This window comes from Mesorhizobium sp. M0894, from assembly GCF_040319725.1.
Lineage (GTDB): Bacteria > Pseudomonadota > Alphaproteobacteria > Rhizobiales > Rhizobiaceae > Mesorhizobium.
The window spans coordinates 45361-60499 of the sequence record NZ_JAMYOG010000001.1 but is presented as its reverse complement, the minus strand read 5'-3'; the positions used below and the strand labels follow the sequence as shown (position 1 = coordinate 60499).

Sequence of the window (15139 nt, the reverse complement as noted above, 5' to 3'; positions counted from 1 at the left end):
GGCCGGTCAGGCCGTGGCGAAATGGTCGTACACGCGTTTCGACAGCCAGAACCCGACATAGACGGCGAAGCCGCCGATGACGATGTGAGGCAGGTTGGCGAAGAAGCGGGCGGGGAATTCGATGTCGTTCAAGGAGCGGAAGCCGTTGATGAAAATGCCGCCATCGAGGCAGCCGGAACCGGTGACCAGGCCGAGCACGCCGTCGAACAGATAGACCGATCCGAACAGCTTGAAATAGAACACCGCCTGGCGGTGCGAGATGAAGGCGGCGGCCAGCGCCCACACGCCGGAGAAGGCGTGCAGCAAATCGTCATACCATTGCAGCGAGAACAGGCCGAACAGATTGCCGCCGGCATCGTTGAAGGCCGGCACATAGCCGATCGCAACAACACCGAAGAACAGGAAAGCATAGGCAACAGCAAGCTTCTGGATGAGCGTCATGAAGTATCCCCCTGCCGTCAGCCTTCTCAAACGGCCCCCGACGGCTAATGGATAGTAGCTGATTTTGGCGCAGGGTGAAGCGTCGCCGGCAAAATCGTCAGGCGGAGCCACAAAGACAGTCGGCGCCGGGATTTCTCCCAGCGCCTCCCTGTCAGATCAGGACACGGTCGCGGCGGCAACTCCCGAAAGATGTCCCGCCATGCCGGCCTTGATTTTGACGGTCCCGCCAGTCGCCACCCGAGGGCAGCGTCCGTTCCGGACCACGCCGGTCTCCACTCTTGCGAGCTTTGCCCAGCGCGCCATCGAAGGTTTTTGCCGTCCTTCATGGCAGCATCGGTCCGCCGTTGGCGTTCGCACGCTTTCCGCGGCCCCGTAGGTCTCGGCTTCCATCCCTCCAACAAGCAAGCCTGTTCTCGTTCAGGGCCGTACGGGCCTCAGGAAATCCGCCGTTCCGCTTTGCCTTTCGGCGTGGCGATCGGTAGCCGCCTGAGATGGGTTTAATGTACGCCGGATAAGCGTTTGGCGAAACTGCCGCAAGCCTGTGAATAGCGGGATTATCGGGGACTGACCCTGCCAAAATAGCGACTTTCCGATCTCTGCCGACGCCGGCCGGGATTTGCCGCCTCGATGCGGAGGCCGCATTGTCGGACATTCGATCTTGCCCCGCGGGCCGGCGCGGGCTTCAATGGCGGCAAATGATTGGAAGGCGTGTTCGATGGCCTTGGGGAGGCAGGCTTGAAGATCGCGGTGGTTCTCAATCCGATCGCCGGCGGCGGCAGGCTCAAGCGGCATTGGCCAGAGGTTGCGGCTTCGCTGAAAAGACATTTCGGCGATTTCGAGCTGCGTGAAACGCAGGCCGAGGGCGATGCCGAACGGCTGGCGCTCGACCTTGCCGCCATCGGCTTCGAGCTGGTGATTGCGGCCGGCGGCGACGGCACCGCCAGCGAAGTCGCCGACGGGCTGCTGAAGGCTTTCCGGGAAAGCGGCCGGACGGCCGAACTTGGGCTGCTGCCGTGCGGCACCGGCATCGACTTCGCCCGCGGGCTCGGCCTATCGAATAATGTCGATCTGACACTGAAGCGGATTGCCGAGGCCAAGGGGCGCAAGGTCGATGCCGGGTGCATCAGCTATGTCGACGACCACGGCGCGCTGGCCAGCCGCCATTTCATCAACATCGCCAGCCTCGGGCTTTCCGGCGCCACCGACCGTGCCGTCAACGCCGACAAGCGCAAGGGCAAGGTTTCGGCCAAGGCGCTGTTCTACTGGCGCACGGTCTGGGAATTCCTTCGCTACCGGTTCCAGGACGTTGCGATCACCGTCGATGACGGTGCCCCGGTCGAGGCGCGCATGGCGCTGGTGGCGGTGGCCAACGGGAAATTCTTCGGCGGCGGCATGATGATCGCGCCCGACGCCGAGCTTAACGACGGCGAGTTCGACATCGTCATCCTGCGCGCCGCCGGCAAGCTGAAGTTGATCTGGGACATTCGCCTGCTCTATGGCGGGCGGCACCGCAACCATCCGGCGATCACCATTCTGCGTGGCAAGAAAGTGGTTGTCGAGCCGCTCGGCGATGTGCAAAAGAACGCCGCGCTGATCGACATAGATGGCGAATCGCCGGGTCGCATACCGGCGACCTTCGAGATCCTGCCCGGCGCATTGACGCTGAGATATTGAATCAAGCTGTTAAGACTTTGATTCAGTTGACTGCGGCTCTGGTTCCGGCGATCTCTCCAATCGACTGAAATCAATTGATAATCCGGCCAATATCAACTTGCGAGTTTAGCCGGGAAACCGGGTGCGCGCAGGTCGGTGCCGACGGCATCCTCGAGCAGTTTCACGATCATTGTCGACCAGGCGCTGCCGCCATAGGCCTGCTTGCCTTGCCTGAAGATTGCGTCGACGCGCGAGGCAAGCTCGAGCGGCACGCCGAATTTTTCACCCATGCCGAGGGCGAAGCCGAGATCCTTCAACGCCGGGTCCATGGTGAAGCCGATGTCGTAGGAGCCGTTCAGCACCAGCTGGCTTTCGGTCTCATGGACGAAGCTGTTGCCGGAGGAGGCGACGATGGCGTGATAGGACTGGGCAAGGTCGAGCCCGCCCTGTTTGGCCAGCATCAGCGCTTCGCCGGCGGCGACCAGATGGATGAAGGCCAGCATGTTGGTGATGACCTTGATCACCGCCGCCGAGCCGACCGGACCCATCAGGAACGAGCGCGCGCACATCGCCTCGACGGCCGCGCGGTGGCGCGCATAAAGCGCTGCGTCGCCGCCGACCAGCGCAGTGATCTGTCCGGCCGCCGCCAGATGAACGCCGCCGGTGACCGGGCATTCGAGCGTCTCGACGCCTCTTGCCGAGGCGAGGGATGCAAGGCGCACGATCTCGTCTTGGCCATTGGTCGACATCTCGATCCAACTGCCGCCTGCGGGCAGGCCTTCGAGCAATCCGCCGGGGCCGGCCAGCACCGCCTCGCTGACTTTTGGCGAGGGCAGGCAGGTGACGGCATTGCCGGCGCGGCCAGCGGCCTCAGCTGGGCTGTTGGCGGCATCGGCACCAAGCATCACCAGCCGCTCGACGGCCGCCGGGTCGCGGTCGAATACGGTGACGGCAAAGCCGTTGCGGATCAGGTTGGCGGCGAGCTGGCCGCCGAGATGGCCAAGACCGATGAAGGCATAGCTCTGACGCGCGCTCACGGCATCAACGGCGTCTGCAGCATCTGCAAATGCAGGTCCTTGCCGGTCCAGGGATGCGCCTCGCAGACGGCCTCATCGAGCTCGACGCCGAGGCCCGGCTCCTTCGACGGGATAACGTTGCCGTCCTGCCATTCGATCTTCTTCTTGAGCAGCTTCTCGTGAAAACCGTCCCACTGCTTCAGTGATTCCAGAATGAGGAAGTTGGGCAGCGTCACCGCAAGCTGGATGTTGGCGGCGCCGACGATCGGCCCGCAATAGCAATGCGGCGCGACCTGGATGTGATAGGCCTCGGCCATGGCGGCGATCTTCTTGGTTTCGAGAATGCCGCCGGAGCGGCCAAGGTCGGGTTGAAGAATGGTCGCGGCACGGTTCTCGATGACCCGGGCAAATTCGAACTTGGTCGTCAGTCTTTCCCCTGTCGCGATCGGGATCGAAGTGCCGCGCGCCACTTGAGCCATGACCTCGGGCATGTCGGGCGGCACCGGCTCCTCGAACCACAGCGGATCATAGGGCTCGATGGCGCGGGCGAGGCGCAATGCACCCGAAGCGGTGAACTGGCCGTGCGTGCCGAACAGGATGTCGGCTCTGGTGCCGACCGCCTCGCGGATCGCCTTGACCATGCGGGCGGAGAGGTCGATGTCGACGAGGCGCGGCTGGTGCCCGTCGAAGGCGGTGTAGGGGCCGGCCGGATCGAGCTTGACCGCATTGAAACCCTGCTCGACATATTCGAGCGCGCAGGCGGCGGCCAGATCAGGATCGTTGTAGACGTTCTTGCCGCGCGCATCCTCGGAGTGGACGCTGCCGGTGTGCGGATAAAGGTAGGTATAGGAACGCAGCGTTTCGTGCACCTGGCCGCCAAGCAGCTTGTAGACCGGCTTGCCGGCCTCCTTGCCGATAATGTCCCAGCAGGCGATTTCGAGCGCCGAGAAACAGCCCATGCCCGACACGTCGGGGCGCTGGGTGAAGCCGGACGAATAGGCGCGGCGGAAGAAGGTCTCGACGTCGTGCGGATCGCGGCCGACGAGATAGCGCTCTGCCATGTCCTCGACCATTTTTGCGGTGACATGGGCCGAGAAGGTGGCGTTGTAGGCCTCGCCATAGCCGACGACGCCGCCATCGGTGGTAAGCTTGACGAAGATGAAATATTTGCCGCCGATGCCGGGTGGCGGATTGCCGACCACCCAGGTCTTGACGTCGGTGATCTTCATTTTTGATCCTCCAGAACCAGTTCGGCGCCCTTCCATCCGGTCATGATCGCGGCGGCGTTCGTGTTGCCGGTGATGTTGTCCGGAAAGATCGAGGCGTCGATGACGCGCAACGCCTGGATGCCGTGCACCCTGAGGCGCGGATCGACGACGGCGCGCGCCGCGTCCGGCCCCATGCGGCAGGTCGAGACCGGGTGATAGACGGTACCCGAGCGCTTTCTGAAATCCTGAATGAGGTCCGCATCGGAGGTGATCGACAGACCCGGCAAAACCTCTTCCTCGATGATCTCCGCCATCGCCGGCATCGAAGCGACCTTCCGGACGAATTTCACCGCCGCCAGCATTTCGGCGACATCCGCCTCGGTCGAAAAGGCATTAGCGACGATTTTGGGATAATCGCGCGGATTGGCGGAGCGGATCATGATTTCGCCGCGGCTCGACGGACGGCAGTTGGAGAGCCCGATGGAAAAGCCCGGCCATGGATCTGGCGTCAGGATCGGCCGTTCGCCGCTCTTCGGAATGACGGTCGAAAACGCCTGGAAATAAAGCTGCATATTGGGCCGTGCCGTGGCCGGATCGGTGCGGAAAAAGCCGCCGGCATTGTTCATCGACAGCGACAGCGGGCCCGAGCGCAAAAACACGTACTGCATGCCGACCAGCAGCTTGCCCCACCACGGGCGCAGGATCTGGTTGAGTGTCGGCAGCCTGCCCTTGAAGGTGTAGTTGATACCGACATGGTCCTGCAGGTTGGCCCCGACATTTTCGTTGGCGTGAACGACAGGAATGCCGAGCGCGCTAAGCAGCGCCGACGGGCCGACACCGGAAAGCTGCAGCAATTGCGGCGAATTGACCGAACCGCCCGACAGGATGACCTCGCGGCCTACCCGAGCGGTCCTTGTCGCGCCATTCTGGAGATACTCGACACCGACGGCGCGCTTGCCCTCGAACAGGATTTTTGTTGCCAGCGCGTTGATCTCGACGCGGACGTTTTTGCGCTTCATCGCCGGGCGCAGGAAGGCGCGCGCCGCCGACATGCGGCGGCCGTCCCTGGTGGTGATCTGGTAGACGCCGACGCCTTCCTGCGAGGCGCCGTTGAAATCCGGGTTGAGCGGCAGGCCGGCCTGGTTGGCGGCTGCGAGATAGCGCTTGGTGAGCGGATGGACGGAAGTCGAGCAGTCGGTGATGTGCAGCGGCCCGCCGACGCCGCGCCATTGGTCGGCGCCGGCCTGATTGTCCTCCAGCGCCTTGAAGACGGGCAGCAGGGCGTCGAAGCCCCAGCCCGGGTTGCCGGCCGCTGCCCAAGCGTCGAAATCCTCGCGCGCGCCCCTGACCCAGACCATGGCGTTGATCGAGCTCGAGCCGCCGAGCAGCTTGCCGCGCGGCCAGTGGTCGACATTGCCGGCAAGCCCGGGGTCAGGCTCGGCTTTGTAGTTCCAGTTGACCGCTGGGTCGAAGAAGGTCTTGCCGTAGCCGAGCGGCATCTGGACGTAGAAGCGACGGTCGCTGCCGCCGGCCTCGAGCACCAGCACCGAGAAGCGGCCCGAAGCCGACAGCCTTTCGGCCAGGACCGAACCGGCCGAGCCGGAGCCGACGATGATGAAGTCATAGGTTTGCATGGTGGCTGCGGCTGGCTCCGGAATTTCGCCCAGCCTAGACGCCGCAAGCCGCCGCCATCACCGGAGCTTCCGGCATCGCTTGTGAAAAAAGCGACCGGCGATACCCGGTTTGGATTTCAGCTCGCGACCACCCGTTGCGGACGTTAGCCTCGGAAACTACGCTGGGAGCGCTCGGCTGGCACTGGAGGATGGGAATGCAGCAATTTGGGCGGGATGCACCATTGCCGGATCAAATGCAGGGCAAGTGGGTCGACGCTGATGATCCAACGGTCGAACTCATCATCTCGGGAGGTTGCATCACCTGCTTCGGTGAGGGCGTTGCATACGATTATAAGGAAATTCATCAAGTAGACGGTGCGCTGACGGTGAGTTTGAAGGTCAACGACCCCGCGGTCGAAGATAGCTTCGAACGGGCGAACATCACCGGATTGATAATCATGCCCGACGGTGATTTTCACGTCTACAATGTAAGGTTCGCCAACCGGTTCATTCGCCCGGAGACGTAAGCTTGCCAAGCTGCAATCCGCTGCGGAAGTCTAGCTCTTGCAATGTCGGTGAGCGCCTCGCTACGGCTTTGATTGATCTGTTTGCGTTCAGTAATGTTCGCCGGTGACGCTCAACATTACGATTGCCGTTGAAGAGGTTAGATGTTCTCCAGCTTGGTCGAAAGATTTCGTCGGCAGCCAGACCTCGGTCGTGCGCGTCAGCGTGGTAAAGCATTGGGCGACATTGCCGCTGGAGCATTGGAAGGCGGCTTGCCATACGATTTTCAACGAGTAGGGGATTTGTTCTGGGTTCGCCGTCCGACAGATCACATACGCTATCTGCTGAAATTTCAGGCGCTGAAAGGCATGACCTTCTCCGCCTGTTGGGGCGTCTCGATCGACTTTGTACCAATTTTCAGAGGCGGAAGCCTCCGGTGGAAAAGAACGGCGAAGTCAGCGAATTTTGACCTTTGCATTGACCCGATTGATTCATCGGGCCGGATTCCCAACTGGTGCTCATTCTATAGTAACGATAGCGCCTATCGGGTTGAACGCGCCGCGTTGGCGGCGCTCAATGCTGCCCAGCGGGACTGGTCCAGAATCACCACACTAAAGGACGTTGCTGCTAGTTTCGAACGACGATCAAAGATGAAATTTCGACGTTTTTCGTTGGAAAACTATGTGCAGACAGACCTCGCCTGGGGCTTGGCCCTTGTTGCCATTGGAGACGCGGATCGGGGCCAGCATCACATCGATGCATTTTGTGAGCAATTTGCCATTGCGCCGGAGACGACCATCCTCGCAAAAGCGAGAAGCGAAGCGGGTGCAATAGCGGCTGGATGACAACTTTCCACCCGTAGCCGAACTTCAAGCTGCGATCACGGGCGATGATCAGCAATCTGCTTGAAATCATAGCGCATGATCGGGCGGGCCGGCGTCCTGCGGGCGACGACCTTGAACCCGGCGCGCGCGAAGGTGGAGGCATATCCGCTGCCGGAAGCGCTCGGCGATACGTCGGCGTCGAAAGGATAAGCTTCGAGTGCGGGAGCTTTTGCGCGCCTTGCGACTTCCAGTGCCTGCGCAATCAGCTGGAATGTTACGCCCCGCCGGCGGTATTGTTTTCGCACGTAGAGGCAGGACAGGGACCAGACCGGCCTGTCGTCCACGCGCTTGAGCTGCCATAGCCGATCGAGCCAGGGCAGGGCATCCCGCGGCGTCACCTGGCACCAGCCGACAGCCATATCGCCGTCGAAAGCAAGCAAACCCGGAGGCGGACCATGCTGGACGGCTTGCCGGAACGCCGCCTTGTTTTCCTCGCCAGGTCGCTTTCGATAAGAACGACCGATCCGCCCGTACATACACCAACAACGACTGCAGACCGCGCTCTCACCGAACAGGTCCTCGAGCGCCGGCCACAGATCGGGCGTCAGTGGGCGAAAGCCAAGTTCCATGTCAGCCGTCATCCGCTATCGATGTTACCAGTCTAGCCTGCACTGCGCGCTAGCGCATCATAGGTTGCGGTCCATGCGGGTGATGTTCGAAACGGGGCTTCACTCAGCATCCCCGCCGTGCTCCGGCTCAGCGCAGAAAACCGAGCACGGCCTGCATGAACTCTGCAGGGTACTCGACGTTCGACAAGTGAACCGCGGGCAGGACAACCAGTTTCGCGCCGGGCACCGTCGCGGCGATCAGATCGCTATGGCTGGCGGCTGTGACAGTGTCGTGCTGGCCGGCGATCACCAGCGTTGGCCTGGAAATCAGAGCCACGGTTCGGCGAAGGTCCGCATCGCGAACCGCTGCGAACAAACCAGCCAAGCCTTGCCGATCTATGGCCAGCAGCATGGTGCGAAATGCCTCGATGACGGGCTCGCCGGCCGCCAGCATTTTTGCAGGGAACCAGTTACCCAGGAACATCTCGGCGGTTTCGGACATGTCCGGCGCCTGCAGCACGGCGGCAATCCGCTCGTCAAACTGCTTTGCCGGTCCGAGGTAGGATGAGGTGTTGCTCAGGATCAATCGCTCGATCCGCTCGGGCGCGTGGATGCCGAGCCACTGCCCGACGAAGCCGCCCAACGACAGACCGAGGAAGTGTACGCGTTCAATGCCCAGGGCATCGAGCAACTCGATCACGTCGCGGCCAAGCCGGTCGAGCGAATAGGCGCCGACCGGAACGCTCGACCCTCCGTGGCCGCGAAAATCATAGCGCAGAACGCGAAAATGCTTCGACAGCTCGTCGACCTGCATGTCCCACATCCGCAGCGTGGTGCCGATGGAATTCGACAGCATCAGCACGGGCTTCCCGGCGTCGCCGTCGATGCGGTAGGCGATGCGCGCGCCATCGCCGACGGTCACGAAATCCAGCTCATTCATGGTGAATATACCTTCTTTTTTGAAGCGTTGAATGTGGCAAGCCTAGCTGCGCCGCGCTTTTGATGATATTACAAAGATAGGACTATCTCTGTAATAGAAGCTGACATGGCCGAATTCACCCTGCACGACCTGCAATGCTTCGATGCCGTGATCCGCTGCGGCGGCTTTCAGCCTGCGGCGGCCATGCTGCATCGCTCGCACCCGGCGGTGTTCGCCGCCGTGGCAAAGCTGGAGCGGCAACTCGACCTCGTCCTTTTGGATCGCGGCGGCTATCGCGTGCGCCCCACCGAGGCAGGGCTGTCGTTCCATCGCAGGGCACAATCGCTGCTGCGCGAGCTGGAAGGCTTGCGTATCCATGCTGCGCAGCTGTCAATGGGTGAAGAAAGCGAGATCCATGTGGTGATCGGCGACCTGTGCCCGCGCCCGCAGGCGCTGGGCATGCTCGGACGGTTCTTCGCCCAGCGTCCCGGCACACGCCTGCATCTGCATTTCGAGGCGGTGGGCGGCCCATGGGAGCGCCTCTTCGATGACGAAGCCGATTTGATTCTGCACTGGATCGACAAGAGCGACCCGCGGGTGGAATGGATCGACCTGTGCAAGGTGCCATTCGTTCCCGTAGTGGCGTCGGGCTTTCTGCCGGAGCGGATCAAGCACCCAATCACACCGGATCAGATGCACGCGTTCACCCAATGTGTCATGTGCGACACGGCCCGCCATTCACCGCAACAAGACTACTTCATGATCGAGGGTGCGCCTCAATGCATGGTGGCCGATCAGGGCATGAAGAAGGAAATTATCCTGCAGGGCCTCGGGTGGGGCCACATGCCCCGTTTCCTGATCGAGGAAGAACTGCGCGACGGACGCCTGCAATCCATTGCCGGTCGTCATTTGCCAGGCCGTACCGAGGAGTTGGTGGTGGCGCGCCGCCGCGACCGGCCGCACGGGCCGATCTCGAACCGTCTGTGGGATCATATCGAGCAAGAGGCGCCGACGTTGGGGGCGGTTCCGGTAGAGGGCGAAATGACACCCTAAGCGGCCATGACACGTTTCACACGACAGGGATTTTAGCCGGTTTCGCCACACAACAGTCGCTGGACAAACACCTTGCAGACGGCAGAGCGCGACCCTTCCCGGTCCTCGGCGGCGGACGCGATGAACGGCTCGATTGAGCCCGAAACGAACTTCTGCCATATCGGTAACCTGCCGCCACCTCCTCAGCAAGATATGTGCTATTCTGAGGATATGCCCGCGCCCTCCGACCGATCACCCGACAAGTCGCCGGAAGACGGTGCAGTTGCATCGGATCCGTATGCGGAGCTAGCCAATCGCGGAGATTGGTCCAGGCTTCACCGCGAACTGTCAGACAGAGACCGCCGCAGTGAACTTGGCGGCGCCGAGCTCCAGCGCCTCGGGGAAGCCGCCTACATGCTTGGGCGCGAGGAGGAATTCGTTCGGGACTACGAGAGGGCCTTCGAAGAGCATCTCCGGAACGGACGCGAACGATCCGCAGCGCGTTGCGGCTTCTGGATCGGGCTCACCCTGATGTTTCGCGGCGAATTCGCCCAAGGCAGCGGATGGCTGACCCGCGCCAACCGGTTGGTCGCGGATCATGCGCCGGAATGTGCAGAACAAGGTTACCTTCAGCTCCCAATGGTCGAACAATGCCTCGCCGCCGACAGTCCGGACGAAGCATTCACCCACGCAACACGTGCCGCGGAGATCGGACAGCGCTGCGAAGATCCGGACCTCTTGGCTATCGCGCGCCACCTTCAGGGTCGGATATTGATCGTGCGCGGCGACTATGTGCGCGGCTTCGAACTGCTGGACGAAGCGATGGTTTCGGTCACCTCGGGCCGGCTCTCACCGATCGTTACCGGGCTGGTCTACTGCAGCGTGATCGAGATCTGTCAGAAATTTCATGCCACGAGCCGGGCGAGGGAATGGACATCGGCGCTGATCGGATGGTGCGCGGGACAGCCCGACATCGTTGCCTTCACCGGCCGATGCCTGATCCACCGGGCCGAAATCCTGATCCTCGACGGCCACTGGGACGAGGCCGGCCGCGAGGCCAGTGTCGCCAGCATCCGCCTTCAGCAGGGGCCCTCGAAGCACCACGCCGGTCCGGCATTCTACCAGAAGGGCGAGGTCTTTCGCCTCCGCGGCCAATGGGACGAGGCCGATGCCGCCTATCGCGCAGCGAGCAGGCTCGGGTTCGATCCGCAGCCGGGACTGGCGCTTATGCGATTGCAGCAGGGGCACGAGCAGCCGGCCCTTTCGGCGATCCGCCGCGCACTGCAGTCGGTCGATGACATTCCGGGCAAACTCCGCCTCTTGCCGGCTGCGGTGGAAATCACTCTCGCTGTCGGTTCGGCCGATGACGCCTGGGAACTGTGCGAAACACTGCGCGACTGCGCGCGCCAATATTCCGCGGATGCAGTCCGCGCCGCAGCCGCCGAGGCTACCGCGCGGGTGCTGATCCATGCTGGTCGAGCCGCGGAGGCATTGGCCCATATCCGGCGCGCAGTGGAGATCCTCTGGGACCTTCGGGCGCCCTATCATCTTGCCCGGATGCGGGTGCTGACAGCGCGGGCCTGTCTCGCAACCGGCGATACTGAAGCGGCGCAGACCGAACTGGACGAAGCGATAAGACTTTTCCGCGAGCTCGGCGCGCGCCCCGACGAAGCCGTTGCCGGCAAGCTGCGGGCTATCATGACGGCGACAGGCAGCGAAGTTCTCACCCTCAGACAGACGCAGGTTCTGCGCCTGATCGCGTCAGGCCTGACCAACCCGGAAATTGCCGGCGAGCTCGGTCTGAGCCAGCGGACGGTAGACCGTCACGTTAGCGATATCCTGACGCGGCTGAACGTGCGCACGCGCGCGGCAGCCACGGCCTTTGCGGTCGAGCACGGCCTGATCGGCATGGGCGTATCTGGGTAATCCTACCCAAGCGAAAATTTCTCGCTGCGTGGGTATTTACGCCGAAGCGGGCAACCGTGACGCGGGTCTAAACTTCATGGCGTGGCAAAGGCCACAGGAGGTTTTCCCGATGCAAACGAATAATAACAGCATGAGCGGGCCGGGCGGTGTCTGGCTCGCCACCGGAACGCTGCTGCTGGCGGCTGCGCTCGTCTTTCACGGGCCACCGGACGCGGATTTGTCTGTTCAGATGCAGAATATCGCCGAGGGCCATGGGCGATGGGCTATGGTCCATTGGACGGCGGCAGCGGCGCTGTTCCTGATCGCCGGCGCTTCGTTCCTGAACCTGGCGCTCAACCCCCGGGTCCGGCATTCGCCGATGCTGAGTTCCGCCTGGATGGTGATGGCTCTCGGCGCCCTGACCACGTTCTCCACCGCAGTCGCCGAGGCATCGGTGGTCGCGGTCGTGGCCGACCGGGGTGACACCAACGCCTTCATGACCTGGTGGGCGTTTTCCGGCGGCATGGGTAACGGATTCTGGGCGCTGGCCTTGGCGACAGCGCTTGTCGCGTATCACGACGCCCGCGATAACGTCGGGATACTGCCCCGATGGGCCGCGATCGTCGGCTCGGCGTTCGGTATCCTTTCGGCAACCGGGTGGACACTCGGTGAGCAGCTCGGGATCGGCATCGGGGGTCCGATCTGGCTGGTTTCCTCGCTTCTCATGTGCCTGTGGCTCGCGTGGTACGGGCTGTCCTCAAGCAGCGTCCGGTCGGGGCAAGCCACGGCGTAAAGCGCCTGATCCAGCATCATCTTGAGACAGGAGGAAAAAATGTCCCTTCAAACGAAGGAAATCGAGGCGACGATCCACGACATCCACGAATTCTTCACCGACTGGGTGGCGGGCCGATGCCCTGGCGACGACGCGACGTTCAAGAAGAACGCGCTCGACCGGATCAGCGACGATCTGGTCGCCATCATGCCAGGCGGCAGGGCGTTCGGGAAAAAAGACTTCGCAGGTTACATGAAGAGCATCTACGGATCGAATCCGGCCTTCCGTATCAAAATACGCGACATCCGGATCAGCCATCAAAGCGCCGACCTGGCGGTCGTGAACTACCACGAATGGCAACGCGACGCGAAGGACTCCGATGAACCGAACAATGGCCGGGTCACGACGATGGTGGTCCGCGATCGCGGCTACAGCCGCGGGCCCGAGATCTTGCAGGTTCATGAAACCTGGCTCCCAGCCGATGTCGTTCAGTCCGCGGATTTCGCGTTCTGAAAAGCGTCGGTCCGAAACGGGCAGGGAAAGGAATTGCGCTGGCGGGACCATCGGCTCTGCCGCCGTCATGGAGCCAGAACTTTGCTTCTTTTCAGCCCGAATTGATCCACATTCAACGTCCGGCTAGTCCAGCAATCCGGCCATTCCTTGCGTTCGCGTGGAGCGTCCGGCCGTCATCTGCCAGGCCGTACCGAGGAGTTCGCGGTGGCGCGCCGCCGCGACCGGCCGCACGGGCCGATCTCCAACCGTCTGTGGGATCATATCGAGCAAGAGGCGCCGACGTTGCGTCGAGCGCTCGAGCCTCGGATGCCTGTCCAGTAGGCAAAGCCGGGGCTCGGCCAGGCCGTTCAGCGGACGGCCAAACGAGCGGCCTTACCCGCCTAAATTGATTGCTGCATAATTTGCAGCAGTGAACTGCATCCCGTCGCTATTCCAGCTGCTTGTGAGGCGCATTATTGATGTCGCAAGCAGTTCGCCATGACCCGCGCCGACCCCGCTCGAAGAGTGGTCCGAGGGGTCGGCATCCGCACTGGCAGCGACGACGTAGTCTGGGACTAGCTTCATCTGCAATTCGAAGGACAAGACCATGAATATCGACCGTCGAACGTTCGGCCTCGGGACCTTTAGTGCCGGCGCCCTGCTACTTTCCCCGATCAGCTTCTTTGGGAGCAACGCTGCGGCTATCGCCGCCCCGTCTCCGGCTTCGCTTGCGAGTGCCCACAGGTTCATGCTCGGCGACCTCGAAATCACAGCACTGAGCGACGGCTATCTCAATCTCGGCCTTGAACTCTTCCCTTCCGCCGATCCGGCTGCCGCTGAAGCGCTTTTGGCAAAGGCATTCCTGCCAAAGGCACTCCCGACCTCGGTCAACGCTTACCTTGTCACCAGGGGCGACAGGCGGGTGCTGATCGATACCGGCACGGCATCGGCGATGGGGCCTATACTGGGACATATACCTGAGGCGCTCGCAGCCGCCGGCGTCAGGCCGGAAGAAATCGACACGGTAATCATCACCCACCTCCATCCCGACCATGCCAACGGCCTTGTCGGAATTGGCGGCAAGGCCGCCTTCCCGGGAGCGGAGGTCGTGGTTGCCGCGCCGGAATTCGCTTTCTGGCACGATGACGGGATCCTATCCAAGGCGCCCGACCAGATGAAGCCGTACTTCGAAATAGCGCGCAAATCGCTGGTGCCTTACCATGGCAAAGTCAGGAAGATCGAAGGCGAGGTCGAGATCGCGCCCGGGATCAGGGCATTGCCTGCGCCCGGACATACGCCGGGGCATCTCGCGCTTCGGATTGGCTCTGGTGACGCCAACCTGCTGCTCTTCACTGACGTAATCCACGCCTCCGCGCTGCAATTTGCGCATCCGGAATGGGCAATCGCTTTCGACGTGGACCAGGCGGCCGCAATCGCCACACGCAAGAAGGTGCTCGACATGGTGTCGGCGGATGACCTGCTCGTCGCAGGCATGCACCTGCCCTTCCCAGGCATCGGTCATGTGATCCGCGAAGGCAACGCCTACGCCTACGTCCCGACGCCGTGGCCCGCTTTGTAAAGCGCGCCTATTGGTAAGCTCTCGGGCGCGCCAGCTTTCTCACCTCGGCCATAGAATGCATCGCCGAACGTCAGGCCGCGACACCATTCAGTGGCGTTGACCTGTCCGTGCCAGGACGGTACGGGGTCGGACGATCGGCTTCGAGAGGATTGGCCAAATGGTGCATTACGCGGACGGGCGGCCGATCGGCGATTTGACTCTGCGGACGCTGGCCATGCCTTCCGATGCCAATGCGGCGGGCGATATTTTTGGCGGCTGGGTGATGGCGCAGATGGATCTCGCCTGCGGCATCCGCGCCGCCGAGCGCGCCAAGGGCCGCGTGGTGACGGCGGCGGTGAAGGAAATGTCCTTCGCCAAGCCGATGAAGATCGGCGACACGCTGTGCATCTATACGCATGTCGAACGCGTCGGCCGCACCTCGATGACGCTCAAGGTCGAGGCCTGGGCGCAGCGCTATCTCTCCGACCTGATGGAGAAGGTCACCCATGCCGACTTCGTCATGGTGGCGCTGGACGGCGAAGGCAAGCCGAAGGCGGTTCCGGCCGAAGGCTGACCGGCCTGATTCCAGAAGAC

General features: G+C 62.5%; 16 protein-coding genes and 1 pseudogene. 10 read left to right on the top strand and 7 right to left on the bottom strand.

Features of this window, described 5'->3' with window-relative positions:
• Positions 1 to 6: 6 nt before the first annotated feature.
• Positions 7 to 441 (bottom strand): DUF4383 domain-containing protein, encoded by a 435-nt coding sequence (locus NKH91_RS00350; RefSeq protein ID WP_023719157.1) that lies wholly within the window; start codon positions 439 to 441, stop codon positions 7 to 9.
• Between the two features lie 735 nt (positions 442 to 1176).
• Here NKH91_RS00350 and NKH91_RS00345 point away from each other — a divergent pair.
• Complete coding sequence (locus tag NKH91_RS00345; RefSeq protein WP_352846633.1) at positions 1177 to 2115, top strand: diacylglycerol/lipid kinase family protein; 939 nt, start codon at positions 1177 to 1179, stop codon at positions 2113 to 2115.
• Positions 2116 to 2207: 92 nt separating this feature from the next.
• Here the strand turns inward: NKH91_RS00345 and NKH91_RS00340 are convergent, their stop codons facing one another.
• The 3 genes from NKH91_RS00340 to NKH91_RS00330 are packed head-to-tail and all read right to left on the bottom strand — an operon-like array spanning position 2208 to position 5952.
• Positions 2208 to 3131 carry an NAD(P)-dependent oxidoreductase gene (locus NKH91_RS00340; protein ID WP_352884465.1) on the bottom strand — a complete coding sequence of 308 codons (924 nt, stop codon included), beginning with the start codon at positions 3129 to 3131 and terminating at the stop codon, positions 2208 to 2210.
• Positions 3128 to 4339 (bottom strand): mandelate racemase/muconate lactonizing enzyme family protein, encoded by a 1212-nt coding sequence (locus NKH91_RS00335; RefSeq protein WP_352846639.1) that lies wholly within the window; start codon positions 4337 to 4339, stop codon positions 3128 to 3130. Before NKH91_RS00335 ends, NKH91_RS00340 begins: the two co-directional genes overlap by 4 nt.
• Positions 4336 to 5952, bottom strand: a complete 1617-nt coding sequence (locus tag NKH91_RS00330; protein WP_352846641.1) for a GMC family oxidoreductase — start codon at positions 5950 to 5952, stop codon at positions 4336 to 4338. Before NKH91_RS00330 ends, NKH91_RS00335 begins: the two co-directional genes overlap by 4 nt.
• Positions 5953 to 6146: 194 nt before the next feature.
• Here NKH91_RS00330 and NKH91_RS00325 point away from each other — a divergent pair, with 194 nt between their 5' ends.
• Entirely contained in the window at positions 6147 to 6458 is a 312-nt protein-coding gene (locus tag NKH91_RS00325) for a hypothetical protein (protein ID WP_352884467.1), read from the top strand.
• 141 nt (positions 6459 to 6599) lie between these two features.
• Positions 6600 to 7280, top strand: coding sequence for a hypothetical protein (locus NKH91_RS00320; RefSeq protein ID WP_352846647.1), 681 nt, complete (start codon positions 6600 to 6602; stop codon positions 7278 to 7280).
• A gap of 35 nt (positions 7281 to 7315) precedes the next feature.
• On the opposite strand, the gene NKH91_RS00315 is transcribed toward NKH91_RS00320, so the two are convergent.
• Both NKH91_RS00315 and NKH91_RS00310 read right to left on the bottom strand, forming a co-directional pair.
• A complete protein-coding gene (locus tag NKH91_RS00315; protein WP_352950949.1) occupies positions 7316 to 7795 on the bottom strand; it encodes a GNAT family N-acetyltransferase in 480 nt (159 codons plus the stop codon).
• 220 nt (positions 7796 to 8015) lie between these two features.
• Entirely contained in the window at positions 8016 to 8807 is a 792-nt protein-coding gene (locus NKH91_RS00310) for an alpha/beta fold hydrolase (RefSeq protein WP_352846653.1), read from the bottom strand.
• A gap of 105 nt (positions 8808 to 8912) precedes the next feature.
• Between NKH91_RS00310 and NKH91_RS00305 the strand changes: the two genes are divergently transcribed.
• Positions 8913 to 9839, top strand: coding sequence for a LysR family transcriptional regulator (locus NKH91_RS00305; RefSeq protein WP_352846656.1), 927 nt, complete (start codon positions 8913 to 8915; stop codon positions 9837 to 9839).
• A gap of 327 nt (positions 9840 to 10166) precedes the next feature.
• Here NKH91_RS00305 and NKH91_RS00300 read toward each other — a convergent pair whose 3' ends face one another.
• On the bottom strand, positions 10167 to 10469 hold the full coding sequence (locus NKH91_RS00300) for a hypothetical protein (protein WP_352846658.1): 303 nt from the start codon (positions 10467 to 10469) through the stop codon (positions 10167 to 10169).
• On the opposite strand from NKH91_RS00300, the gene NKH91_RS00295 reads away from it, so the two are divergent.
• From NKH91_RS00295 to NKH91_RS00270, 6 genes and pseudogenes are all read left to right on the top strand, one after another.
• Positions 10458 to 11744, top strand: coding sequence for a LuxR C-terminal-related transcriptional regulator (locus NKH91_RS00295; protein ID WP_198030486.1), 1287 nt, complete (start codon positions 10458 to 10460; stop codon positions 11742 to 11744). The two genes, NKH91_RS00300 and NKH91_RS00295, sit on opposite strands and share 12 nt — an antisense overlap.
• A gap of 109 nt (positions 11745 to 11853) precedes the next feature.
• Positions 11854 to 12516, top strand: a complete 663-nt coding sequence (locus NKH91_RS00290) for a hypothetical protein (RefSeq protein ID WP_352812063.1) — start codon at positions 11854 to 11856, stop codon at positions 12514 to 12516.
• A gap of 39 nt (positions 12517 to 12555) precedes the next feature.
• Positions 12556 to 13008, top strand: a complete 453-nt coding sequence (locus NKH91_RS00285) for a nuclear transport factor 2 family protein (RefSeq protein WP_352483117.1) — start codon at positions 12556 to 12558, stop codon at positions 13006 to 13008.
• 165 nt (positions 13009 to 13173) lie between these two features.
• Positions 13174 to 13329: pseudogene (locus NKH91_RS00280) on the top strand (LysR family transcriptional regulator); the annotation flags it as partial.
• 265 nt (positions 13330 to 13594) lie between these two features.
• Positions 13595 to 14566, top strand: coding sequence for an MBL fold metallo-hydrolase (locus NKH91_RS00275; RefSeq protein ID WP_352483118.1), 972 nt, complete (start codon positions 13595 to 13597; stop codon positions 14564 to 14566).
• Between the two features lie 157 nt (positions 14567 to 14723).
• Positions 14724 to 15119: an acyl-CoA thioesterase gene (locus NKH91_RS00270; protein WP_023678380.1), complete on the top strand. Its 396-nt coding sequence runs from the start codon at positions 14724 to 14726 to the stop codon at positions 15117 to 15119.
• The last annotated feature ends 20 nt before the right edge of the window (positions 15120 to 15139 follow it).

Excerpts from the sequence above, each read along its gene's own strand:
- NKH91_RS00350 (WP_023719157.1), bottom strand. The coding sequence starts at position 441 with ATGACGCTCATCCAGAAGCTTGCTGTTGCCTATGCTTTCCTGTTCTTC.
- NKH91_RS00335 (WP_352846639.1), bottom strand. The coding sequence starts at position 4,339 with ATGAAGATCACCGACGTCAAGACCTGGGTGGTCGGCAATCCGCCACCC.
- NKH91_RS00330 (WP_352846641.1), bottom strand. The coding sequence starts at position 5,952 with ATGCAAACCTATGACTTCATCATCGTCGGCTCCGGCTCGGCCGGTTCG.
- NKH91_RS00325 (WP_352884467.1), top strand. The coding sequence starts at position 6,147 with ATGCAGCAATTTGGGCGGGATGCACCATTGCCGGATCAAATGCAGGGC.
- NKH91_RS00320 (WP_352846647.1), top strand. The coding sequence starts at position 6,600 with ATGTTCTCCAGCTTGGTCGAAAGATTTCGTCGGCAGCCAGACCTCGGT.
- NKH91_RS00315 (WP_352950949.1), bottom strand. The coding sequence starts at position 7,795 with ATGTACGGGCGGATCGGTCGTTCTTATCGAAAGCGACCTGGCGAGGAA.
- NKH91_RS00310 (WP_352846653.1), bottom strand. The coding sequence starts at position 8,807 with ATGAATGAGCTGGATTTCGTGACCGTCGGCGATGGCGCGCGCATCGCC.
- NKH91_RS00305 (WP_352846656.1), top strand. The coding sequence starts at position 8,913 with ATGGCCGAATTCACCCTGCACGACCTGCAATGCTTCGATGCCGTGATC.
- NKH91_RS00295 (WP_198030486.1), top strand. The coding sequence starts at position 10,458 with ATGGTCGAACAATGCCTCGCCGCCGACAGTCCGGACGAAGCATTCACC.
- NKH91_RS00290 (WP_352812063.1), top strand. The coding sequence starts at position 11,854 with ATGCAAACGAATAATAACAGCATGAGCGGGCCGGGCGGTGTCTGGCTC.
- NKH91_RS00285 (WP_352483117.1), top strand. The coding sequence starts at position 12,556 with ATGTCCCTTCAAACGAAGGAAATCGAGGCGACGATCCACGACATCCAC.
- NKH91_RS00275 (WP_352483118.1), top strand. The coding sequence starts at position 13,595 with ATGAATATCGACCGTCGAACGTTCGGCCTCGGGACCTTTAGTGCCGGC.
- NKH91_RS00270 (WP_023678380.1), top strand. The coding sequence starts at position 14,724 with ATGGTGCATTACGCGGACGGGCGGCCGATCGGCGATTTGACTCTGCGG.